Here is a 22,017-nt window from a genome sequence, read left to right as displayed (position 1 = left end):
GCGGCGCTCTAATGGAGAACCCGCAATGACCGACGCAGCCAGCATTCGCGAACATATGGAAGTGATCGGCGCCGACGGCGTCCATGTCGGCACCGTCGACAAAGTTGAGGGACAACGAATCAAGCTGACCAAGCGCGACAGCGGCGAGGGCTCTCACAGGGGGCATCACCACTTCATTCCGCTCAGCCTCGTAGCCGAAGTCGAGGGCCAGAAAGTGCGGCTGTCGGCAAATTCGGATGTTGCGGTCACGTTCGAGGAAGAGAAATCCGACCCCACCTGATCACGGCCAATAATTACGGCCCCATTTTGATTACGGCAGCGCGCATTCAGCGCGACGACCAGACCGGAAACAGGTCGCCATCGGCTGGCGTCGCGGCAAAGACGCCGCGGCTGATGGCGCGCGCCATGGTGACGCCGGCCGCTGCGTAGAGGTCGATGGCGTCATTGGGCGCGAGCTCGATACCGCTCTTGCCGGTCGCCAGCGCGAAAACCAGATCCCCGTCGGCCGGCGTGTGTGTCGGCCAAATGGCGCGCACGAAGCCGTCATGCGCTGATATCGCCAGGCGTTTGGCGGCGGCCTTGGTGAGGACGGCGTCCGTGGCGATGATGGCGATGGTCGTGTTGCCGCCGACCTTCGTCCGTTTCCCGATATGCTTGTCGCGAAACTTCAGCAGGATCGTTTTCGCGTCCTCCGGCATCGGCGAGGGATAGCCAAGCCCGCCGAACTCGTCGCCGATCTCGAAGGGCGCTGCCCAGAAGTGGCGGGTTTGGGCGATCGTCACCGAGCCGGTCGGATTGACGGCGGCGAGCGCGCCGATGGTGACCCCGCTGTCGAGCACCGTCGAGGCCGATCCGAGGCCGCCCTTCAGGCCGGAACTCAACGCACCACTGCCCGCGCCGACGGTGCCGAGCGGAAAATCGATGCCGACTGCCTGTACCGCCTCATAGCCGAGATCGCGATAGGGCGGATACCGGCCCCAGCCCTTGTCGCCGCCATTGCGCAGGTCGAACAGGATCGCCGCCGGCACGATCGGCACGCGAAAGCCGCCGACCTCGACACCGATGCCCCTTTCACGCAGTGCCGCCTGTACGCCGGAGGCGGCGTCGAGACCGAAGGCCGAACCGCCCGAAAGCACCACAGCATGGATCGCCTCGATTGAATTGTGCGGCTCGAGCAGGTCGGTCTCACGGGTGCCCGGCGCACCGCCCAGGATCTGGACACCGGCCACCGCCGGTTCGTCGCAGACGATGGTGGTCACCCCGGACTTCAGCCTCACATCGGAAGCGTTGCCGACGCGCAGGCCGGCGACATCGGTGATGAGATTGCGCGGCCCTGTCCGAAACATTATTTGGCCTCCGCCGGCACGAAATGTGCGCCGTCGAAACGGAAGACCCGATAGAGGTTCTCGGTCAAGTCGCCCTTGCCGTCAAAGCGGATGGGTCCGATCGCGGTGCTGAAGTCATGCGCGGTAAGCGCATCGGCCAATGGCTTGCCGGAGGTTTCCGCCAGCGCGGTCGCCACTTCGGCGATCTCGACCGCCGCAAAGGCCGGCAGCGTGTAGCCGTCCGGCACGATCTTTTGCGCGGCAAAGCTGTCGAGCACCTTGGAGTCGGCGACATCATCCCATTCGGGCGGCGCGATCATCAGTGTGCCCCTGGCATAAGCCACGTCGCCTGGCGGTGTGCGCAGCGCTTCGCCGCCGGCAAAGGTGATGCCGGCATCGAACTGGCCGGCGTCGCGACCCATGATGGCGATGTCGTCACCGTCGCCGCCGGCGAAGACATGCGTTGCGCCGGCTTTCCTCAGCCGCCCGATCAGCCCGATCTGGTTGTCGAGCTGCGGCCGGAATGTGTCGACGAACACCGGTTTCAGCGCCGCCTGCTCGGCTGCCGCCCGAAGCGTCTCGGCGATTTCGCGGCCGTAGATAGTGCCGTCGTCGACGATGGCGAACAGTTCGTTCTGCCATTGGCGGGTGAGGATGGAGGCGACTGCGTTGCGCTCGTCGTCGCCGCGCGGCCCGAGACGAAAGATCGGCCAGCCGGTTTTGGCGCGCCGGTCGGTCAGGCTTTCGATGCGCACGCCGACGGTGATGACCGGTATGTTGGCGTCCTTCAGGATCGGCAGTGCCGCCTCGATCGCCTCGGTGCAGAGGAAGCCGACGACCACGCCGACTTTCGCCGCAGCGAATTCCCTCGCTGCGGCAGCCCCGCCCTCGGCCGTGCAGGCGTCATCAACAACCTTGAGTTGAGCACCGTTCGCCTCTGCCGCCAGGCCAGCGCCCGCCTCGATCTGCTTGCCGAGGATCGCCGACGGCCCGGACAGTGGTGCTGCGACGCCGACCAGCAGCGTCTCAGCGTTCGCATCACCGGCGAGAGACAGCCAGGCCAGCACCGCTATTGTCGTTGTCCTGGGTCGCATGCGAGCGAAAGAATTCCTCTGCACCGGTCGCGTGTTTGCCGGAGCCACTTCCTGCCAAGACCTAAAGGCTGGTCAGCTTTCACGCAACACGCGAAATTCAAGATGCATGTCAACCACTTCGCTTGTGGCATGCAATATGCCGCCATATATAACGGTTCGGTTCACCTCGCTTCAAACCAATGGAAATCGCCGGTGCTGAAGAAGAACGACATAGGGCCGCAGGCCTATCGCGACGCGATGAGCCATTTTGCCGGCCACGTCCATGTGGTTACCACCGACGGTCCCGCCGGCAGGCGCGGTGCGACTGTCATTGCAGCCTGTTCGGTCTCGGACACGCCGCCGACCATCCTGGTCTGCCTCAATTGCGAAAATCCCAAGAATGAGCCGTTCGTGAAGAATGGCAGGTTCGCCTTGAACACGCTGGCTTCGGACCAGGAGGCGCTGTCGGTCGGCTTTTCCGGCCTCACAGGTCTGCCCGTCGAGGAACGTTTCGCGTTGGGCGATTGGGACGTGATCTCGACCGGTGCGCCGACGCTGAAGGGCGCGCTCGCCGTGTTCGACTGCGAACTGATCGACACCAAGGATCTGGCCACCCACCGTGTGCTTTTTGGCAAGGTGACAGGCCTGCGCACCGGCGATAATTTGCGGCCGCTGATCTATCACGACCGCGGCTATCACGCTCTGTAGAGGCCCTGGATGGCTGCACCCACGGAGAGAGAATGACCGAGTTGAAACCACGCCCGGCGCCGCCGACGATCGACGAGACTCTCGATCTGCTGACCGGTGCGGACTATATGGCGGATCGGTCACTGGCGACCGTGCTGTTCTTATCGCTGCGCATGAAGCGGCCGCTGTTCCTTGAGGGCGAGGCCGGCGTCGGCAAGACCGAGATCGCCAAGGTGCTGGCGCAAGCGCTCGGCCGCCGGCTGATCCGCCTGCAATGCTATGAAGGCCTCGACGTCTCGTCCGCCGTCTACGAGTGGAACTACGCCGCGCAGATGATCGAGATCCGCATGGAAGAGGCGGCCGGAAAGGTCGACCGCTCCGACATGGAGCGCAACGTCTTTTCCGAAAAATACCTGATCCGCCGCCCGGTGCTCGACGCACTGACCGGCAAGGCGGGCGCCGCCCCGGTCTTTCTGATCGACGAGCTCGACCGCACCGACGAGGCCTTCGAGGCATTCCTGCTCGAAATTCTCTCCGACTTCCAGGTGACGGTGCCCGAACTCGGCACGATCAAGGCGCAGGAACCGCCGATCGTCATCATCACCACCAACCGCACCCGCGAGATCCATGACGCGCTGAAGCGCCGCTGCCTCTATCACTGGGTCGACTACCCGAATGCCGAGCGCGAGCTGGAGATCGTGCGCAGAAAAGTACCGCAGGCCAACAGCCGGCTGTCGGCAGAGGTGGTTTCGTTCATCCAGAAGCTGCGCCAGATCGAGCTGTTCAAGGTGCCGGGGGTTGCCGAGACCATCGACTGGGCAGGCGCGCTGACCGAACTCGACAAGGTGGCGCTCGATCCGGAAACCGTTTCCGACACGATCGGCGTGCTGTTGAAATACCAGGACGACATTGCCCGTATAGAACAGGGCGAAGGCCGGCGCATCCTCAACGAGGTGAAGGCCGAGCTTTCGGCGGCGGAGTAGGCGATGGCAACGCCGCGTCCCGAACCGAAAGAGGCCACGCCCGATGGGAGGATGGCCGATAACATCGTCTATTTCGCCCGCACCCTACGCAAGGCCGGCATGCGGGTCGGCCCGGCCTCGGTAAAAGATGCGATCGAGGCGGTGCTGGCCGCCGGTATCGGCTCTCGCGACGATTTCTACTGGACGCTGCACGCCGTACTGGTGTCGCGGCACGAGGATCACCCTACCTTCGACGAGACTTTCCGGCTGTTCTGGAAATCGCACGAGCTGATCGAAAAGATGCTGGCGATGTTTTCGCCAGTCGCGCCGAACAGCCGTGAGAAGCAAAAGCCGCGGGCTGCGGAGAACCGCGTCAGCCAGGCAATGTTCGAGGGCCACCAGAAGAACCAGCCGGTGCAGGAAATCCCCGAGATCGAGGTCGACGCTCGCTTCACGTTTTCCGGGAATGAGGTGCTGAGGGGCAAGGATTTTGCCCAGATGAACGCCGCCGAGATGACTGACGCCAAGAAGGCGATCGCCGAGTTGCGGCTGCCCTTCGACATGGTCAGGACACGGCGTTTCAAATCCAACGCGCATGGCCGACGTATCGATCCGCGCGCCATGATGCGCTCGGCCGCGCGGACAGGCGGCGAACTGATCCTGCCGAAATTCCGGTCGCCGCGCGAGGTTCACCCGCCGCTGGTCGTGCTTGCCGATATTTCCGGTTCGATGAGCCAGTACACGCGCATTTTCCTGCATTTCCTGCATGCGCTGACGGAAAAGCGCCGGCGCGTGCACGCCTTCGTCTTCGGCACCAGGCTGACAAATCTGACGCGGCAGATGCGCCATCGCGATCCTGACGCGGCACTCGCCGATTGTTCGGCGGCGGTGATGGACTGGTCGGGCGGCACCCGCATCGGCGATACGCTGGCCGAATTCAATCGGTTGTGGTCGCGGCGTGTGCTGGGGCAGGGCGCGGTCGTTCTCCTGATCACCGACGGGCTGGAGCGTGACGACGTTGCCGGCCTGTCGGAGGAAATGGAGCGCCTGCACAAATCCAGCCGGCGGCTAATCTGGCTGAACCCGCTGCTGCGCTTCGACGGCTTCGAGGCGCGCGCCCGCGGCGTCAAGGCGATGCTGCCGCATGTTGACGAATTCCGCTCGGTGCACAATCTCGATGCGCTCGCCGATCTGTGCGCGTCGCTGGACAAGAATTCGGCGCGCTCCGTCGATCCACGCAGATGGATTGAGGGTGGCGCGAGAAGCGCCGCATAGCCATATGTTTTCTCCGGGAGAAACGGTGATGGATAACAGCATTTATCTTGATGAGGCCCGCGATCCGCTGATCATTGCGGAAGGCTGGATGAAAGACGGCAAGGATGTTGCCATTGCTACCGTGGTCGAGACCTGGGGCTCGGCGCCGCGCCCGATCGGCAGCCATCTTGTCATCGACGCGGAAGGCAATTTCCACGGCTCCGTCTCTGGCGGCTGCGTCGAAGGCGCGGTGGTCACCGAGGCGATCGATGTCATCGACAGCGGCAAGGCAAAGATGCTGGAATTCGGCGTCGCCGATGAAACCGCATGGCAGGTCGGCCTGTCCTGCGGCGGCCGCATCAAAGTCTATGTCGAGCGGTTGGGTTAGAAGCATGATCCCCAACCAAAGGTCCGCGTCAGCGAAAAGTGGGAACCGGTTTTCGGACAAGATCATGCTCAAACAAGAGATCTTTTGATGGATCCATATGCGCTGAAAACGCTGAACGCCGAACGCCGCGCCCGCCGCGCGGCAATCCTGGTCACCGATCTCGGCGACGGCCGCGACCGCATCGTGCGCGAGGGCGATCAGGTCGCCGGCGAATTGGGCGCTGCGATCGCCAAGGCGTTTCGGTCAGGCAATTCGGGCTCGGTCGAGGCGGAAGGGCGAACCTTCTTTCTCAACGCCCACCTGCCGCAGCCGCGCCTGATGGTGATCGGCGCCGTCCATATCAGCCAGGCACTGGCGCCGATGGCCAAGATCGCCGGCTATCCCGTCGAGATCGTCGATCCGCGCACGGCTTTCGCCACATCAGACCGCTTTCCCGATGTCGCACTGCATGCCGAATGGCCAGAGGATGTGCTTTCGCGCCAGCCGCTCGACAGCTATACGGCGTTGGCAGCCGTCACCCATGATCCGAAGATCGATGACTTCGCGCTGAAGGCGGCGCTCGACGCCAACTGCTTCTATGTCGGGGCGCTTGGCAGCCGCAAGACCCATGCTAAGCGCGTCGAGCGCCTGCTGGCATTGGGCGCGACCGCCGACCAGATCGCCCGCATCCACGCACCAATCGGCCTCGACATTGGCGCCGCGAGCCCGGCCGAGATCGCCGTCGCGGTGCTGGCGCAGGCGATCCAGGCGTTTCGCTCACGTGGCCTCGAAGCCAAGGACGCCGCGGCGTGAAGTTCGGCTCGATCCCGATCGACGCTGCCGAAGGCGCGGTGCTGGCGCACGCCACCGCCGCCGGAGAACGGCGCTTTCGCAAGGCACACAAGCTGAGCGCTGACGATGTGTCTTTGCTCAAGGCGGCGGGGATTTCGGAGGTCGTCGCAGCGGTCTTGGCTTCGGATGATCTCAGCGAGGACGCTGCCGCCGAAAAGATCGCGGACAGCATGATCCATCGCAACATCGAGGCCAAGTCCGCTGCGACCGGCCGGGTTAATCTCCACGCTCAGGCGGCCGGCATCTTCACCGTCGATGCGGCGATGATCGACGCCATCAACGCCGTTGATCCGACGATCACCATCGCCACCTTGGCGCAGCACGCGCCGGTTGAAAAGGGCCAGATGGTTGCAACGGTGAAGATCATTCCCTTCGCGGTCAGCTCCATGCTGGTCGATTCGGTGGCGAGGATCTGCGCCGGCGGCGAGATCTTTGCCGTCAATGTCTATCAGCCGGTCCGTGTCGGCGTCATCCAGACGGTTCTGCCCGGCATCAAGCAGAGCGTGCTCGACAAGACGTTGCGTGTCACCGAAGCCCGCTTGGCGCGCTCGGGCGGCCGGCTGACGGCGGAGCGCCGCACGCCGCACGAAGTTGGCACCGTTGCGGAGGCTGCGGCCTCGCTGGCGCGCGATAACGACATGGTGGTGATCTTCGGCGCCTCGGCGATGAGCGATTTTGGCGACGTCGTCCCGGCGGCGATCGAGAAGGCCGGGGGCATCGTCATCCGCGCCGGCATGCCTGTCGATCCCGGCAATCTGTTGGTGCTCGGCACGCTTGGCGGCAAGCGCGTCATCGGCGCACCGGGATGCGCCCGCAGCCCCAAGGAGAACGGCTTCGACTGGGTTCTTGACCGGTTGATCGCCGGCCTCGACGTGACGGCCAAGGATATCGCCGGCATGGGTGTCGGCGGTCTGTTGATGGAAATCCCGACGCGGCCACAGCCGCGCGAGCCGCTGCCGGCCAGAGCCGAGTTGAAGGTCGATGTCGTGCTGCTGGCCGCTGGCCGCTCCAGCCGCATGGGCGGCCCGAACAAGCTGCTGGCGCTGTTCGACGGCAAGCCGCTGGTCCGCCGCACCGCCGAGCGCGCGCTCGGCTCGAAAGCCTCTGATACAATCGTCGTCACTGGCCATCAGCGCGAGCGTGTACGCGCGGCGTTGTCTGGTCTGGAGGTCACCTTTGCCGACAATCCGGATTTCGCTGACGGCCTGTCTTCGTCGCTGAAGGCCGGCATCGCGAAAGTTGGCGGCGACGCTGCCGGTGCGATGATCGTGCTTGGCGACATGCCTGGCGTCGCGTCAGCCGATCTCGACAGGCTGATCGATGCATTCCGCAAATCCGAGGGCCGATCGGTCGTGCGCGCCTCGCATGAGGGAAAGCGAGGCAACCCAGTGCTGTTGCCGCGCTCACTGTTTGCGGCGATCGCTCATCTCGAAGGCGATACCGGCGCGCGCCATCTGGTCGAGGCCGAAGGGCTCGATGTCGTCGATGTCGAGATCGGCAAGGGTGCGTCGATCGATGTCGACACACGCGAGGCGCTGGAAGGCGCCGGCGGCGTGCTGCAGGATTGACAAACCGAGGCCGAAAAACGCATGCCTGAGGGATGGCTCTCCGTTTACCGCTTCTGACCTTGATTTTTCTTTTGTTTTCGGGTTTGGCGTACGGTCAAACGCTGTCGCTAAAGCCCTTCAAGGACGATCTGTTCGCCTATCCGGCCATCCTCTCTTCCGAGGGCGCCTATACTGTCGTCGACTATCGCGAGCTGCGCGATATCAACGCTCGCGACAAGGTGCCGGAGCGCCGCGCGCAGGCGCAGTATGTCGACACTGGTGTGCGCAAGGTGCAGCAGGATCTGCTGCTGAAGACCGACGCCGGCAATATCCGCCACGTCGCCGTCGGTCGCACGCAAGGTGCTGCCATCATCGTGCTCTATTTGCATGGGCAGGGCGGCAGCCGTAAGCAGGGCGTCGACGATTTCACCTTCGGTGGCAATTTCAACCGCATCAAGAACCTGATGGCCGGCAATGGCGGCCTCTATCTGTCACCGGACTTTTCCGATTTCGGCGACACCGGTGCTGCCCAAATCGCCGCGCTGATCGGCCACTATGCCGAACGGTCGCCGGACGCGAAGATCTTCGTTGCCTGCGGCTCGATGGGCGGCGCACTGTGCTGGAAGCTTGCCGCCCGCAAGAATACGGGCGGCCGCATCGACGGGCTGCTGCTGCTCGGTTCGCTGTGGGATGAAAGTTTCTTCTCGAGCCCTGCCTTCAAGCGCCGTGTTCCGGTCTTCTTTGGCCAGGGCAGCAAGGACCCGGTGTTTGCAGTCGAAAAACAGGAAGCCTTCTTCCGCTCGATCCTGACCAAATCGAAAACCTATCCGGCCCGCTTTGTCCGCTTCGAGACGGGCAGGCACGGTACGCCGATCCGCATGACCGACTGGCGCGGCACGCTCAACTGGATGCTGTCGAAGGCTCCTTAAGGCGCGGTGTTGTAGTCCACCACCGTCTGCGGGTTGATCTCGCCGTCATAGGAGGCGTCAACATCATACTGCACCAGCGAGAAATTGCCGTTGCGAAACAGATAGGTCCCGACTGACGAGGCATCGCCGACGCCGCGCCACTTGTTGAGCGACGATATCGTCTTGGTGGCGTCGTCATATTCGGAATTGACCAGCTGGTCATCGGTCTGGAAGCCGGTGACGTTGATCGCCTCGACCTTACCTTCGCTATCGTTGTTCTCGTAGTGGATATCGAGTTCCGGCGAGGCGAACTGCAGCTGCCGGACACCCGATACCTGGTCGTAGACATAGTAGACGACACTCTCATTATAGGCGGCCATCGAGCAGAAAAAGCGGAACAGCCGCGTCTCGAGTTCGGGCTCGTCGGCCTCGGCGCCCGGATACTTGTAGCGGAGGGAGTAGGCGTTCGGCTCTGCCAAGGGCTCGCCGCCTGGCATTTCCTTGTCGCATTGGTCGCCATAGGTGGCTGCAAACGCCTTCTTGACCTGCTCCAGCACCGCGTCTTTCTTCGGCGGCGGCGGTCCGTCGCCGCAGCTTGCCGGCACCGCGTCCTCGAAATTGGCCTTCGACGGCTTCAGGGCGCCCTTGTCGATGAAGATCGGGCGGAATGGCGGTTCCTGGATTTGGGCGTTGACCTGGCGCAACGTATAGCAACCGGCAAAGACATTTTCGCTGCCGTCCTTGGCTGTCGCCCGGATGGCGACCGGAACATTGGAATAGATGCTGCCGGCGGCACCGTCTTCGGACACGCCACCGGTTTTGACTTCGACGGTGTCGGTGCCGTCATAGCCTTTGACGAAGGCGCCGAAATCCTCCGCCGGCTTGGTTTCGCCGAAATAGTCCCAGGCGCGCGCGAATTCTTGCCGGTTGATGGCGCTGTAGAACGAGCGGATGACCGCTTCGGCGTCCGACCTGTCGTCGACATAGGGCGCTTCGGCGGCGAGCACTGGCTGGCCTGGCACAGCAAGGGAGAAAAAAGCGGTCGCTGCAAAAAGGGCGCTTCTCATCGGGAATCTCCACCGGATGGGAAATCCTATCATACCGATTGCGGCGACGTGGTGACGCTTGAAGAATCGCCCGCGGAGGCGCTAGGTGCCGCCGTCGGCGTTGCCGCCTGATAGGAGATTCACGTGACCATATCGATGTACGAAGCGTCCGTTCCGGTGTTTTCGACCAGGTTGAAGGCGCTATCCAACGTGCTGAACATCGCCGAGCAGATTGCGCTCGACCGCAAGATCGATCCGCATGTGTTTTTGACGTCGAGGCTGGCGCCGGACATGTACGCGCTGACCAGGCAGGTACAGATCGCCACCGACCACGCCAAGGGCGCGCCATCGCGGCTTGCCGGCCGCGAGGTGCCGAAATATGAAGACAACGAGGCGAGCTTTGCCGATCTCCAGACGCGCATCGCCAAGACCGTCGACCATCTGGCGACATTTTCGGCTGCCGATATGGACGGCTCCGATGACAGAATGATCGAGCTGAAGCTTGGCCAGCGCGAGTTTTCGATGGCCGGCATGCAGTATCTGCTGCATCTCGCCATGCCCAATTTCTATTTCCACGTGACCACCGCCTACGACATCCTGCGCCACAATGGCGTGCCGCTGAGCAAGGCGATTTTCATGGGATCGCGTTGAAGAATGGCGAGGAGATATCCCGGTCGAGCCGGGATATCCGTGACTAACGTGAGGACATTTCGCGAGCGACGCGCGGAAAATCGGCTGGTTTGATGCCGATGTCGGCACGGTCGGCATTGCTCATCGAATGAAGCAGCGCCAGAGCCGCGCGGTAGCGCAGATGTTCCTGCGGACGCGGACGGGCGAACATTTCAGTGAGGAAACCCATGATTCAAGCCCCTGGTTGGTCCTCCCCGAGTCGCAATATAGGCAAATCATGACAATTGTGCAGTGCAGCATTTGCATGGCAGCCATGCTGCACAGGTTTTTTGATTACAGTCGACTTGACCGGTGAAACTTCCGGCGCGGGCGGACCGTATAGCTGAACGCCGGCACAGGGCCGGTTTTTCCTCGCCATTCCTGGCGAAATTCCGGACTGCATGAAAAATGCAGTCCGGCTTTTTGTTGTCTGCTGCGTAGCCGTTGGCTGGATTTCATGGAAAAGTCGTCGGCGATTGGCGGCGGGCTTGGAGACAGCCCTCGCATTCCTGTATGCTGTGGCTTCCTCCCCGCGCAGCCGCGCAAAAACTTCCCGCCGGAGAAAGTTCCATGCACAAACGCCGCCTCGGTCGGACCGATCTTCTTGTTTCCCAGATCTGCTTGGGATCGATGACCTGGGGCCAGCAGAACACCGAAGCGGACGGCCACGCCCAGATGGATCTGGCCTTTTCGCGCGGCGTCAACTTCATCGACACTGCCGAGCTCTACCCGATCCCGCCCAAGGCGGAGACGCAAGGCTGGACCGAGAAGATCATCGGCAGCTGGATGAAAGCGAAAGGCAACCGCGATCAAGTGGTCCTCGCCTCGAAGGTGGTTGGCCGCACCGCCAATGCATGGTTCCGCGGCGGGCGTCCGTCGAAGCTGGTGCGCGCCGACATCTTGGATGCCGTCGAAAAATCGCTGACCAGGCTCAACACCGATTATCTCGATCTCTATCAGATCCATTGGCCGGAGCGCGCCGTGCCGTGGGGCGCCAACCCGAACCGCGTCGGCGCCGTGCCGCTGCGAGCCGATTCCGTCGGCACACCGGCCGGCGAGACGCCGATCGCCGAGACCCTCGCCGTCTTCGACGAATTGGTGAAGGCCGGAAAAATCCGCCATTTCGGCCTGTCGAACGAGAGCTCCTGGGGCGTCATGCGGTTCATCGCCGAAGCCGACAAGGGCCTAGGTCCGCGGCTGGTGTCGCTGCAGAACGCCTATAACTTCGTCAACCGCGGCTTCGAGGTGAATCTTGCCGAAGTCTGCGAGCGCGAACAGGTTTCCCTGCTCGCCTATTCGCCGCTGGGACAAGGTTACCTGACCGGAAAGTACGACCATGGCGCGCGGCCGCTGGGCTCGCGTTCTCAGCTCTTCAACCGCGGTCAGCGTTACGAGACGCCCAATGCCGCGGAGGCGCAGCTCGAGTACAACGAGCTGGCGCGCTCATTCGGCATGGAGCCGGCACTGTTTGCCAACGCCTATGTCGCGAGCCGGCCTTTCGTCACTTCGAGCCTCATCGGCGCGACGACCCTTTCGCAGCTCGAAATGGCGCTGTCTTCCGCCGATGTCGTCTGGACCGAGGAAATGCAGAAGGCGGTCGACGCAATCCACCAGCGTGTCGGCAACCCGTGTCCGTGAGCTGCTTTCCGGCGCTGTAAGGTGTGATTGCCAAACGATTACAAGAGGGAGGGAGAAAAAGTGACTTTTCCGATTGAGGTCGTGCGCGAGAAATTCCCGGCACTGTCGCTGACCGACAAGGGCCGTCGCCGCATCTATCTCGACAACCCGGCCGGCACCCAGGTGCCGCAAGCGGTAGCCGACGCGGTGTCACGCTGCCTGCTGACCACAAACGCCAATCTCGGCGGCTTCTTCGAAACCACGATTGCGGCGCAACAGATCGTCGACGACGCCCATGCGGCGATGGCCGATTTCCTCGGTGCTGCGAGCCCGCAGGAAATCATCATCGGCGCCAATATGACGACGCTGACCTATCACATGTCGCGCACCCTCGGCCGCACGATGCAACCCGGCGACGAAATAATCCTCACCCGCATGGACCACGAGGGCAATGTATCGCCGTGGCTGCAACTGGCCGAAGACCTTGGCCTTGTCGTGCGCTGGCTGCCTTTCGACCAGCAGAGCTGGCAGATCGAGGAGGCGGCGCTTGCTGCGCTGCTCACCCACAGGACGCGGCTGGTCGCTTTGAACTACGCCAGCAATTTGACCGGCTCGATCAACCGGGTGAAGGCGCTGACCGGCATCGTCAAGCAGGTCGGCGCGCTGGTCTATGTCGACGCCGTGCAGTTCGCGCCGCACGGCCTGATCGACGTCAGGGATCTCGGCTGCGATTTCCTGATCTGCTCGGCCTATAAATTCTTCGGCCCGCACATGGGCATCCTATGGGGCAAGCTTGACGTCATCGACGCGCTGACACCGTATAAATGCCGCTGTTCGTCCGACGCTCTGCCGGAGCGGTTCGAGCTTGGCACGCCGCAGATTGAGCTGATGGCCGGACTAACGGCAGCGGTGGATTATTTTGCGGAGCTGGGCGCAGCGGCAGGCGAGGGCGGTTCGCGCCGCGCCAGGATCGCCAAGGCGTTCGAAATTTCAGTCGCTTACGAAAACCCGTTGGCGCAAAGGCTGATCGACGGGCTATCGGCTGTTTCAGGCCTGACTATCCACGGCATCACCGATCCGGCGCGTGTCGGGGAGCGCGTGCCGACGGTTTCTTTCACGGTCGACGGCATCGTACCGGAGACGATTGTGCGGCATATGAATGCGGAAAACATCTTCCTGTGGTCCGGCCACAACTACGCCTGGGAGATCGTCCACCAACTCGGCATTCCAGCCGAGCATGGCGTCGTGCGCATCGGCATCGCCCACTATAACACGGCGGCCGAAATCGACGAGACGCTGGAGAGCGTGCATCGCGTGATCGCCATGCTGAGACAAGAGCGAGCCTGATCCGCAATCAGCGTTTTCCGCCGCCGAACCCGGTGAGGAAGGCAGTAAGATTGTCGCCGAGTTCGTCGCAGAGATAGCCGCCTTCCTGGACGATGACCGTCGGCAGGCCGCGACCGGCGATAGCCTCGCCGATGCGCGAGAAGCCCTGCGTCGTCAGCGATAGTCCGCCGAACGGATCGCCCTCGAAGGCGTCGAGGCCGAGCGCCACGACTAGCGCTTCCGGCGCAAAGGCGCGGATGCGCTGGAACGCCACGTCGAGTGCTTCTAGGAACGCGGCATCGCCGGATTTGCGCGCCAGCGGCAGGTTGAAATTGTAGCCGAGACCAGGCCCTTCGCCGCGTTCGTCTGCATGACCCCAGAAGAACGGATAGAAGCGCACCGGATCGGCATGCAGCGAGACGGTGAGCACGTCCGGCCTCGCATAGAAAATGCCTTGCGTGCCGTTGCCGTGATGCAGGTCGACGTCGAGGATCGCCACCCGCGCAGCTTGCTTGCGAAGCGTCTGTGCCGCGACCGCCGAATTGTTGATGAAGCAGAAGCCGCCGGCGACATCAGCAAAGGCGTGATGGCCGGGAGGACGGCACAGCGCATAGGCAGCCGGTGCGCCCGACATCACGCCCTCAGCGGCCTCGATCGCGCTCCAGGCGCTCCACAGCGCGCTCCGCCACGTCTCGCCGGAGATTGGGCAAGCGGTGTCGGCCATGTGGTAGCCGGCCTGGCCGACCGCCGAGGCCGGATAGGAGCCGTCCCGCGCGATCGGATGGATGTTGGGGATCACTTCGGCCGAAGCGCCTTCGATGCGCTGCCAGCGCGCAAATATGTGCTCGAGAAAATCGAGATATTCGGGCGTATGCACCGCCGCAACCGGACCAAGCCCGTGATCTCTCGGCCGTTCGATCGTGCAGCCGGCGGCCTTGGCGCCGACGAGCAGCCGTTCGACGCGTTCCGGTTTTTCCGGATTGGGCTTTTGGGCACCGCTGGAGAGGAACGCCTTGGGATCGTGGCGCTTCTGTTCTTCGGCATAAAAGGCTTTCATCTTGGCTCCTCATCATCGGGCGCATCGGCGAAGGCAAAGAACGCGTCGCCGACGATCTTCTGCACCTGCTCGTAGCTTGACCAGGCAATGCCCAGCCTTTCGTAGAAGGCCTTGGCGGTTTCATTATCGGTATCGACGGACAGTCTGAGGTAGACGCCGCCGTCCTTCCGACACTCTCGCGCGACACGCCGCAGCAGGCGTTCGCCGATCTTTCGGCCGCGAAACCGGTCTTCGACATAGAGGTCCTGCACATAGACGCCGGGCCGCCCCATCCAGGTCGAGAAGATCGGGAAGTACAGGCAGAGGCCGGCAAACTCCCCGCCGACTTCGGCGATCAGAGTCGAGAAAGCAGGTTTTTCGCCAAAGCCATAGGTGCGAAGGTCTTCAGGCGTTGAGGTGATTTCCTGATGCGCGCCGATACTGTCGCCAAGCCGCAGGAGCGCGGCATGGATGGTTTCGACGTCCTCGACGGTGCCGTGGCGGATGAGAATGTCGTTTGCAGGATCGGTCACGATAAATGGGGTGCCGAGGCACCCCCCTCTGTCCTGCCGGACATCTCCCCCTCAAGCGGGGAGATTGGCAGCTTCAATCTACCCGCACATCCTGCAACGTTCGCGATTGGCGAAAGCGGCAACGACATCCGATCTCGCCCCTTGAGGGGGAGATGCCAAGTGGTGGCAAAGAGGGCAGGCCAGAGGGGGGTGGGACGGATCGCAAGCATCTCAGGCCAAAACCATCTCAGAATGACACCCTATCGCCGCCCTTGAGCGCCAGCATCTCGCGCGCCTCCGCGGGCGTGGCGACGTCGAGCGACAGCCCGTCGAGCACGTTGCGGATGCGGCGCACCTGGTCAGCATTGGATTTGGCCAACTGGCGGCCATCGTAAAGGCTGTCCTCCAGCCCGACGCGGACATTGCCGCCCATCGCCGCCGCAATCGAGATCATTGGCATCTGGTGACGCCCGGCGGCCAGCACCGAAAACTGGTAGCTCTCGCCGAACAGTTTGTCGGCGATGCGCTTCATATGGACCAGATTGTCGGGATCGGCGCCGATACCGCCGAGAATGCCGAACACGAACTGGATGAACAGAGGTCCGGACACCAGACCTCGATCGCGAAAATGCGCCAGTGAGTAGAGGTGGCCGACATCGTAGCATTCAAATTCGAAGCGCGTGCCGCAGCCCTTTCCAAGTCTTTCGAGCACGGTCTCCATATCGGCAAAGGTGTTCTTGAAGATCGTGTCGCGTGTCGCCTCCAGCAGCTTGGGCTCCCACTCGTGCTGCCATTGCCTTGGCCGGTCGAGCATCGGGAACAACGCGAAATTCATCGAGCCCATATTGAGCGAGCACATTTCGGGCTCGGCCCTGAGCGGTGCGGCCAGCCGCTGGTCGAGCGACATCAGCGATGAGCCGCCGGTGGTGATGTTGATCACCGCGTCAGTCGCCTGCTTGATGCGCGGCAGGAACTGCATGAACACATCAGGATCGGCGGTCGGTCGCCCATCCCTGGGATCACGGGCGTGAAGATGCAGGATCGAGGCGCCGGCTTCGGCGGCCGCGATCGCATCTGCGGCGATCTGGTCCGGCGTCACCGGCAGATGCGGCGACATCGACGGCGTGTGCACCGACCCGGTGACGGCGCAGGTGATGATGACTTTTCGTGGCGCCATTTTCAGCCTTCGACCGGCAGGTCGAGCTCGCCGGCCAGCATCTGCAGCGAGTCGCCGATGATGGCGACGATCTCGCCGACCTGTTCCTTGGTGACGATCATCGGCGGCGCCACCATGAAATTGTCGCCGTCGACACCACCCTTGACCTTTCGCCCATAGATGATCAGGCCGCGTTCATAGGCGAGGTCGAGCAGGCGCTGGGTGGCTTTCTTCGTCGGTGCGATCGGCCTCAGCGTATCGGGGTCGGCGACCATCTCGGCACCTAGCAGCAGGCCCTTGCCGCGCACGTCGGCGATGAATGGAAACCGCTTGGCCAACCCCTTCAGCTCATCCATCAAAAGGTCGCCCATGTCAGCAGCATTGGCGATCAGGCCGAGGCGGTCCATCTCGCCGAGCACGGCGAGCCCGGCGGCGCAGGCGAGCGGATTGCCGGCATAGGTATGGCCATGCTGGAAACCGCCTGAGGCGAGCAGCGGCTGCACCAGCCGCATCGGTGCCGCCAGCGCGCCGAGCGGCGCATAGCCCGAGCCCAGCCCCTTCGACAGCGCGACAATGTCGGGCTTGCAGTTCCAATGATCGCCGCTGAGGAATTTTCCGGTGCGGCCCGCACCGCTCATCACTTCGTCGTGGATGAGCAGGATGCCGTAGCGATCGCAGATTTCGCGGATGCGCGGATAATAGCTGTCCGGCGCCACCAGCGCCGCGGTGGCAGCGCCGCCGACCGGCTCCATGATGAAGGCGAGCACGCTTTCCGGCCCTTCGGCAAGGATCTTCTCCTCCAGCATGTCGGCGTAGCGGATGCCGCGCTGCTCCATCGAGAGATTGTCGCGGTCGCGCCAGGCGGCCGGCGCCGGCACGGTGGGCATGACCTGCATCATCGGTGTGAAGGTTTCGGCCAAGGCGTCGTCGCCGGTGACGGATAGCGAACCAAGCGTGCCGCCATGATAGGAGGGAAAGCGGGTGATCACTTTCCAGCGCTTGGGCTGGCCTGTCGCCACTGCCCACTGCCGGGCGAGCTTGATGCAGGATTCCGTCGCTTCCGAGCCGCCCGAGACGAAAAAAATGCGGTCCATGCCTTCCGGCAGCTTCCCTGCCAGCTCGCGCGCGAGCTCCTCGGCCGGCTCGTTCTCGAAATGCAGCCGGTAGGCGAAGGTGGCGCGGTCCATCTGCCGCTTCATCGCATCGAGCACGTTGCGGTTGGAATGACCGATATTGGCGACCATCGGTCCGCTCGATCCGTCGATGAAGCGGCGGCCGTCCTGCGTCCAGATGTAGATGCCTTCGGCGCGGTCGACCAGCGGCCGGCGCAGGCTGGACAGATAGAACAGATTCGACGGCAGGCGCGTCTCGGTGTCCGGGGCAGGGGTCTGGGACTTCAGCATGTCAGGACCTTCCAAGATAGCGGTCGAGTACATTCTTGGTGACGCGCTCGACCATCGCGTCCTGCGTTAGCAGGCCGGCGACCCATTCGCAGCTTCCGGCGTGGAACACCTCGCCCTTGCCGCGCGGGAAATTGACGATCATGCCGTTGCCGCGCTTGACCTTTTCGAGATTGGCTTCGCTCGCCTCGCCGAACAGCGTTTCGGCGGTGAAGCGTCCGTCCTCGTCGGCGAGAAACTGGTCTTCGAACGCGATGTCGGCGCTCTCCTCGACTTGGGCAGCCATGCCGACCGCGAGAATTTGCAGCCCGTCCGGTGCGCCGCCGTCGGGCGTCGGGTAAGGCAGGCCGCCACGGATTTCGTGATCGAGCCCGTCGACCTCATAGCCATAGACATGGCTGTCGGCGCCGAGCAGGTCGCCGTAGTAGATGCCTGTGCCGGCAAACGCCCAATGCTCCGGCCGGTAGACCGGAAAACCGCGCACGCCGCGCGGCGCGCAACCGCCCCAGCCGGCGTAGAGGCCCCTGGTCGCATTGAGCCCGAAGGTCATGGCACCCGGCCGGCCGATTTCCGGCGCTTCCCAGGAAGTCGTGGCGCGGGTCACGTCGCCGCCCCGATAGGCCGGATCCTCGGCACGCGCGCGGTATTTGTAGCAGACCTGGCGGCGGCCCTCGTCCTCCAGCCTGGTCTGCCACATGAAATTGCCGGCGAAGCGCGCCGCATGGCCGCCGAGTTCGACATAGGCGTCGACAGCGTCGCGCATCTCCCAGGTCCAATATTCGTCATGGCCGACGAAGACGACGCAGTCATAGCCGTCGAGAATTTCGGGCGAGAAATGCAATTCGTGCTGACTGGCGAGATCGACCCCATAGCCGGCACGCTCGGCAAAACGAAAAAAGTGGCTGTCATAGCTTGCCCAGCCGGACGAGGCGTATTTCTTCGAATAGCCGGTGGCGAAAGCCCATTCCATATGCGGATAGCGCGGCGCGGTCTTCGGCGGCACGGCGACCTCGAGCGGCACGCGCGGCGCCTCCTTCGGCAGAACAATAAAGCCGCGGCACCATGGCCGCTGCGTCGACACCATCGGGGCATACTGGTCGCGGTTCGGGCCGGTGATGCCTTCGTAATGATTGGAGCCGCCCCAGGTGTTGTAGGCAAGCCAGGTGCCGGTGGCTGCGACCTGCAGCACACGACCCCGTTTCTTGCCGGGCTGCGGGGTAACGATGAAAAGATGGTGGCAGCGGATCGGCTTGCCGTCGCGGCCGTCCGCCGTCAGCGTGACGCGGTAGGCTCCGGACGGCCAGTCGTCGCCGACGCGGAATTCAAACGAAGCGTCCCAGCCGCAGCCTACGACCGAACATTGGTCGGGTGTATCCTGCCAGCGCGCCGCGATCCCGGCCTTCTCGAACAGCTGCGTCTCGGCGCCGCCGTCGCGGACGATCGCCACGCTGAAGCTGGAGGCTGTAGAGCTGACATGCAGCGCCACCGTCTCGCCCCGACGGTATGAGAAACGGTCGCTGTAGCACCAGATCTCGCCGTGTTCGCCGTCCATGCCCAGCCATTCCCAGTAGTGGCCGCGCACCGCTTGCCGGCGCTGGTGTGGCGTCAGTCCGAAATCGGGGAATTTGGTCGGCAAATCAGTCATGGCTACCGGCATGATCGAAGATCGCCATTTCGGCCATCTGCTCGGCAAGCGTCAATCGGAAACGATCGGGCCAGCGATAGCTGACAGCCGGCCTTGGCCTTGCCTGTCAAACCGACTATCTCACAAAAGGCGGCCTTTTCCGCCACGGGAGCCGACATGCTGAGAGTGCAAAAGGTCAGGGTGGACGACATCTACGTGCCGACCGCGCGCAGGAAGACGCTGCATCCCGAGACCGTTCGGCGTCTGGCCGAGGACATTCTGGAAAACGGCATGAAGACGCCGATCCAGGTGCGCCACGACGGCAAGCGCCATATCCTGGTCGAAGGCCTGCACCGGCTGGAAGCGGCGAAGTGGCTCGGCGAGACCGAGATCGACGCCTATCTGGTGCAAGCCAAGCGCCACTAAGCTCTCATTCGGCGTCCGCCGGAATCGGCCAGGCGAAGTTTTTCGCGAGACCGTGTCGGGCTGCGCGTTGCCCACTCGTCCTTGAGACGGAAACCGGCATTCAAGCCAACTCTTTAGCAAGCACGTGAGGAGACCATCATGACCACCAAGCTCGATATCGCCCCCAGCTCCGACCGTGAACTGGTGCTTGCCCGCATCATCGATGCGCCGCGCGAGAACGTCTATCGCTGCTGGACCGAGCCGAAACTCGTAACGCAATGGTTCGCGCCAAAGCCCTGGACGACGCCGCGCGCCGAAATGGACGTGCGCACCGGCGGCTCCAGCCTGGTCGTCATGGCGGGACCCGACGGCAGTGAATTCCCGAACCCCGGCATCTTCCTCGAAGTCGTGCCGGGCAAGAAGATCGTTCTCACCGACGCCTATACGAAGGCGTGGGAGCCGTCCGAAAAGCCGTTCATGACGGTCGTGCTGACCTTCGAGGATGAGGGCGAGGGCAGGACCCGCTACATCGCCCGGGTTGCGCATTGGTCCGTCGCAGATCGCGAAGAGCACGAGAAGATGGGCTTTCACGAGGGCTGGGGCCAGTGCGCCGATCAGCTCGAGGAAGTCGCCAAGCGGCTTTGAAATCAGCGGGACGCAAGGAGACCGACATGTCCAGATCGATGTTTTTCGCCATTTTCGCCTCGGCTGCAGCGCTCTTCGCTGCGCCGGGCGCCACCAAAGCCGAGGAGGCAAAGCCCGCCATGACCTCCGAAATGAAAGCCATGTCGAAGCCGGCGAAATCCGGCCTGCTGCCGATCAACGGCCTGAATTACTATTACGCCGTCTATGGCCAAGGCGAGCCGCTGCTTCTCTTGCATGGTGGGCTCGGCACGACCGACATGTTCGCGCCGATCCTGCCGAAGCTTGCCGAAAACCGCACCGTCATCGGCGTCGACCTGCATGGTCACGGCCGCACCGCGCTTGGCGACCGGCCGCTCAGCCTGGGGGCGATGGGTGACGACATGGCGGCGATCGTCAAGGCGCTCGGCTACGAGCACGTCGACGTCATGGGTTATTCGCTGGGCGGCGGCGTCGCCTTCCGCATGGCCGTCCAGCATCCCGAGACAGTGCGCCGGCTGGTGCTGGTCTCGACCGGCTATGCCTCGGACGGCTTCTATGCCGACATGCGAACCCAGCAGGCGCAGGTCGGCGCGGCGATGGCCGACATGTTGAAGGACACGCCGATGTACAAATCCTACATGGCGGTCGCGCCGCGCCCGCAGGATTTTCCAAAACTGCTCGACCAGCTCGGCGCCCATATGCGCAAGGACTACGACTACTCCGCCGACGTGGCGAAGCTGAAGATGCCTGTCATGCTGGTGTTCGGCGACAGCGACATGTACCGGCCCGAGCACGAGATCAAATTTTACCAGATGCTCGGCGGCGGGTTGAAAGACGCAGGCTGGATGCGCGAGAACCTGTCGCAGAACCGCTTGGCCATCCTGCCGAACCGCACCCACTATGACGTGTTTTTCGCGCCGGAACTGGTGGCCGCGGCGCTGCCCTTCCTCAATGGGGAGACCAAGGTCAAGACCTGGGACGAGATCGTCAGCGAAACGGAATAACCAACCTGATACCTGCCGGCGGTCTCGGGTGAGATGGCCGGCGATGCTTAGCCCCATGAAGCCAGCTTATGTTCCTTGCGGTTCCGGCATGTGTCGTTGGGCGATTGAACCTCGGTCGCATCACGCCAACGGATAACGCCATCAAGGCTTTTCAATTGACGCTGCTATGCCGGCAGCTACCTTGCCCCAATCTTCAGAAAGAGGGGCGCAGGTAATGGCGAAATATCAGGGTGGCTGCCTGTGTGGGGCGGTGCGCTACCGCACCGATGCAGCGCCGATCAACGTGCGCGTCTGCCATTGCCGGCTCTGCCAGAAGGCGCTGGGCGCGGCCTTCAACGCCCGCGTGCTGTTCCGCATCGACGACGTGACGACAGAAGGACCGGTGGCGCTGGTGAATTCCTCGCCCGATCTCAAGCGCGGCTTTTGCCCGGACTGCGGCACGACGTTGTTTTCCCGGCGCGACTCCGCCGGCATCATCGGCGTCACCTCCGGCTCGCTTGACGATCCTTCCGTGTTCAAGCCACAGATGCATATGTGGACCGCCTCGAAGCAGCCCTGGGTACAGCTCGACGACGGACTGCCGCAATATGAAGGCGCGCCACCCCCGAATTGAAGCACAGGCG

General features: G+C 63.3%; 24 protein-coding genes. 15 read left to right on the top strand and 9 right to left on the bottom strand.

All coding sequences use genetic code 11. The annotated features are described in order from the left end of the window. Window positions 1–25: 25 nt before the first annotated feature. Window positions 26–280 carry a DUF2171 domain-containing protein gene (locus BQ8482_RS24650; RefSeq protein ID WP_123149977.1) on the top strand — a complete coding sequence of 85 codons (255 nt, stop codon included), beginning with the start codon at window positions 26–28 and terminating at the stop codon, window positions 278–280. 46 nt (window positions 281–326) lie between these two features. Here BQ8482_RS24650 and BQ8482_RS24645 read toward each other — a convergent pair whose 3' ends face one another. Both BQ8482_RS24645 and BQ8482_RS24640 read right to left on the bottom strand, forming a co-directional pair. Further along, window positions 327–1,346: a P1 family peptidase gene (locus BQ8482_RS24645; RefSeq protein ID WP_123149976.1), complete on the bottom strand. Its 1,020-nt coding sequence runs from the start codon at window positions 1,344–1,346 to the stop codon at window positions 327–329. Then, complete coding sequence (locus BQ8482_RS24640) at window positions 1,346–2,419, bottom strand: ABC transporter substrate-binding protein (protein ID WP_123149975.1); 1,074 nt, start codon at window positions 2,417–2,419, stop codon at window positions 1,346–1,348. Before BQ8482_RS24640 ends, BQ8482_RS24645 begins: the two co-directional genes overlap by 1 nt. A gap of 192 nt (window positions 2,420–2,611) precedes the next feature. Here BQ8482_RS24640 and BQ8482_RS24635 point away from each other — a divergent pair, with 192 nt between their 5' ends. The 7 genes from BQ8482_RS24635 to BQ8482_RS24605 all read left to right on the top strand — a co-directional run bounded on the left by BQ8482_RS24635 (window position 2,612) and on the right by BQ8482_RS24605 (window position 8,996). Then, a complete protein-coding gene (locus BQ8482_RS24635; protein ID WP_123150093.1) occupies window positions 2,612–3,106 on the top strand; it encodes a flavin reductase in 495 nt (164 codons plus the stop codon). 32 nt (window positions 3,107–3,138) lie between these two features. After that, window positions 3,139–4,068 (top strand): AAA family ATPase, encoded by a 930-nt coding sequence (locus BQ8482_RS24630; RefSeq protein WP_123149974.1) that lies wholly within the window; start codon window positions 3,139–3,141, stop codon window positions 4,066–4,068. Window positions 4,069–4,071: 3 nt separating this feature from the next. Further along, window positions 4,072–5,322, top strand: coding sequence for a vWA domain-containing protein (locus BQ8482_RS24625; protein WP_123149973.1), 1,251 nt, complete (start codon window positions 4,072–4,074; stop codon window positions 5,320–5,322). A 28-nt stretch (window positions 5,323–5,350) separates the two neighbouring features. Beyond that, a complete protein-coding gene (locus BQ8482_RS24620; protein ID WP_123149972.1) occupies window positions 5,351–5,689 on the top strand; it encodes an XdhC family protein in 339 nt (112 codons plus the stop codon). A gap of 87 nt (window positions 5,690–5,776) precedes the next feature. Continuing rightward, on the top strand, window positions 5,777–6,481 hold the full coding sequence (locus BQ8482_RS24615) for an XdhC family protein (RefSeq protein WP_123149971.1): 705 nt from the start codon (window positions 5,777–5,779) through the stop codon (window positions 6,479–6,481). Further along, window positions 6,478–8,088 (top strand): NTP transferase domain-containing protein, encoded by a 1,611-nt coding sequence (locus BQ8482_RS24610; RefSeq protein ID WP_123149970.1) that lies wholly within the window; start codon window positions 6,478–6,480, stop codon window positions 8,086–8,088. The genes BQ8482_RS24615 and BQ8482_RS24610 overlap by 4 nt, the downstream gene beginning before the upstream one ends. 32 nt (window positions 8,089–8,120) lie before the next feature. Further along, window positions 8,121–8,996, top strand: coding sequence for an alpha/beta hydrolase (locus BQ8482_RS24605; protein WP_208867827.1), 876 nt, complete (start codon window positions 8,121–8,123; stop codon window positions 8,994–8,996). Here the strand turns inward: BQ8482_RS24605 and BQ8482_RS24600 are convergent. Beyond that, the gene (locus BQ8482_RS24600; protein ID WP_123149969.1) at window positions 8,993–10,042 is read right to left on the bottom strand and encodes a DUF1176 domain-containing protein; all 1,050 of its coding nucleotides are present in this window, start codon (window positions 10,040–10,042) and stop codon (window positions 8,993–8,995) included. The genes BQ8482_RS24605 and BQ8482_RS24600 overlap by 4 nt on opposite strands. A 123-nt stretch (window positions 10,043–10,165) precedes the next feature. On the opposite strand from BQ8482_RS24600, the gene BQ8482_RS24595 reads away from it, so the two are divergent. Next, complete coding sequence (locus BQ8482_RS24595) at window positions 10,166–10,672, top strand: DUF1993 domain-containing protein (RefSeq protein ID WP_123149968.1); 507 nt, start codon at window positions 10,166–10,168, stop codon at window positions 10,670–10,672. A 43-nt stretch (window positions 10,673–10,715) separates the two neighbouring features. On the opposite strand, the gene BQ8482_RS24590 is transcribed toward BQ8482_RS24595, so the two are convergent. Further along, window positions 10,716–10,880 carry a hypothetical protein gene (locus BQ8482_RS24590; RefSeq protein WP_023798224.1) on the bottom strand — a complete coding sequence of 55 codons (165 nt, stop codon included), beginning with the start codon at window positions 10,878–10,880 and terminating at the stop codon, window positions 10,716–10,718. A 380-nt stretch (window positions 10,881–11,260) separates the two neighbouring features. On the opposite strand from BQ8482_RS24590, the gene BQ8482_RS24585 reads away from it, so the two are divergent. Together BQ8482_RS24585 and BQ8482_RS24580 are read left to right on the top strand one after the other, a co-directional pair. Continuing rightward, window positions 11,261–12,328, top strand: coding sequence for an aldo/keto reductase (locus BQ8482_RS24585; protein WP_123150091.1), 1,068 nt, complete (start codon window positions 11,261–11,263; stop codon window positions 12,326–12,328). A gap of 60 nt (window positions 12,329–12,388) precedes the next feature. Continuing rightward, on the top strand, window positions 12,389–13,654 hold the full coding sequence (locus BQ8482_RS24580; protein ID WP_123149967.1) for a cysteine desulfurase-like protein: 1,266 nt from the start codon (window positions 12,389–12,391) through the stop codon (window positions 13,652–13,654). A 7-nt stretch (window positions 13,655–13,661) separates the two neighbouring features. Here BQ8482_RS24580 and BQ8482_RS24575 read toward each other — a convergent pair whose 3' ends face one another. The 5 genes from BQ8482_RS24575 to BQ8482_RS24550 all read right to left on the bottom strand — a co-directional run bounded on the left by BQ8482_RS24575 (window position 13,662) and on the right by BQ8482_RS24550 (window position 19,382). After that, window positions 13,662–14,690 carry a histone deacetylase family protein gene (locus tag BQ8482_RS24575; protein ID WP_123149966.1) on the bottom strand — a complete coding sequence of 343 codons (1,029 nt, stop codon included), beginning with the start codon at window positions 14,688–14,690 and terminating at the stop codon, window positions 13,662–13,664. Then, window positions 14,687–15,202 carry a GNAT family N-acetyltransferase gene (locus BQ8482_RS24570; RefSeq protein ID WP_123149965.1) on the bottom strand — a complete coding sequence of 172 codons (516 nt, stop codon included), beginning with the start codon at window positions 15,200–15,202 and terminating at the stop codon, window positions 14,687–14,689. The genes BQ8482_RS24575 and BQ8482_RS24570 overlap by 4 nt, the downstream gene beginning before the upstream one ends. Before the next feature lie 226 nt (window positions 15,203–15,428). Next, the gene (gene kce / locus BQ8482_RS24560; RefSeq protein WP_123149964.1) at window positions 15,429–16,358 is read right to left on the bottom strand and encodes a 3,5-dioxohexanoate:acetyl-CoA acetone transferase; all 930 of its coding nucleotides are present in this window, start codon (window positions 16,356–16,358) and stop codon (window positions 15,429–15,431) included. A 2-nt stretch (window positions 16,359–16,360) separates the two neighbouring features. Next, window positions 16,361–17,740 (bottom strand): aminotransferase family protein, encoded by a 1,380-nt coding sequence (locus tag BQ8482_RS24555; RefSeq protein ID WP_123149963.1) that lies wholly within the window; start codon window positions 17,738–17,740, stop codon window positions 16,361–16,363. A 1-nt stretch (window position 17,741) separates the two neighbouring features. Continuing rightward, on the bottom strand, window positions 17,742–19,382 hold the full coding sequence (locus BQ8482_RS24550; RefSeq protein WP_123149962.1) for a N,N-dimethylformamidase beta subunit family domain-containing protein: 1,641 nt from the start codon (window positions 19,380–19,382) through the stop codon (window positions 17,742–17,744). A gap of 156 nt (window positions 19,383–19,538) precedes the next feature. Here BQ8482_RS24550 and BQ8482_RS24545 point away from each other — a divergent pair, with 156 nt between their 5' ends. The 4 genes from BQ8482_RS24545 to BQ8482_RS24530 all read left to right on the top strand — a co-directional run bounded on the left by BQ8482_RS24545 (window position 19,539) and on the right by BQ8482_RS24530 (window position 22,007). Continuing rightward, a complete protein-coding gene (locus BQ8482_RS24545; protein WP_123149961.1) occupies window positions 19,539–19,787 on the top strand; it encodes a ParB N-terminal domain-containing protein in 249 nt (82 codons plus the stop codon). 138 nt (window positions 19,788–19,925) lie between these two features. Continuing rightward, the gene (locus BQ8482_RS24540) at window positions 19,926–20,411 is read left to right on the top strand and encodes an SRPBCC family protein (protein ID WP_123149960.1); all 486 of its coding nucleotides are present in this window, start codon (window positions 19,926–19,928) and stop codon (window positions 20,409–20,411) included. A gap of 26 nt (window positions 20,412–20,437) precedes the next feature. Next, window positions 20,438–21,394: an alpha/beta fold hydrolase gene (locus tag BQ8482_RS24535; protein WP_123149959.1), complete on the top strand. Its 957-nt coding sequence runs from the start codon at window positions 20,438–20,440 to the stop codon at window positions 21,392–21,394. Between the two features lie 214 nt (window positions 21,395–21,608). Further along, complete coding sequence (locus BQ8482_RS24530) at window positions 21,609–22,007, top strand: GFA family protein (protein WP_123149958.1); 399 nt, start codon at window positions 21,609–21,611, stop codon at window positions 22,005–22,007. The last annotated feature ends 10 nt before the right edge of the window (window positions 22,008–22,017 follow it).

This window comes from Mesorhizobium delmotii (assembly GCF_900149755.1).
Lineage (GTDB): Bacteria > Pseudomonadota > Alphaproteobacteria > Rhizobiales > Rhizobiaceae > Mesorhizobium > Mesorhizobium delmotii.
Note: the sequence above shows the minus strand (reverse complement) of the source record. Positions and strands in the feature narration are given on the sequence as shown.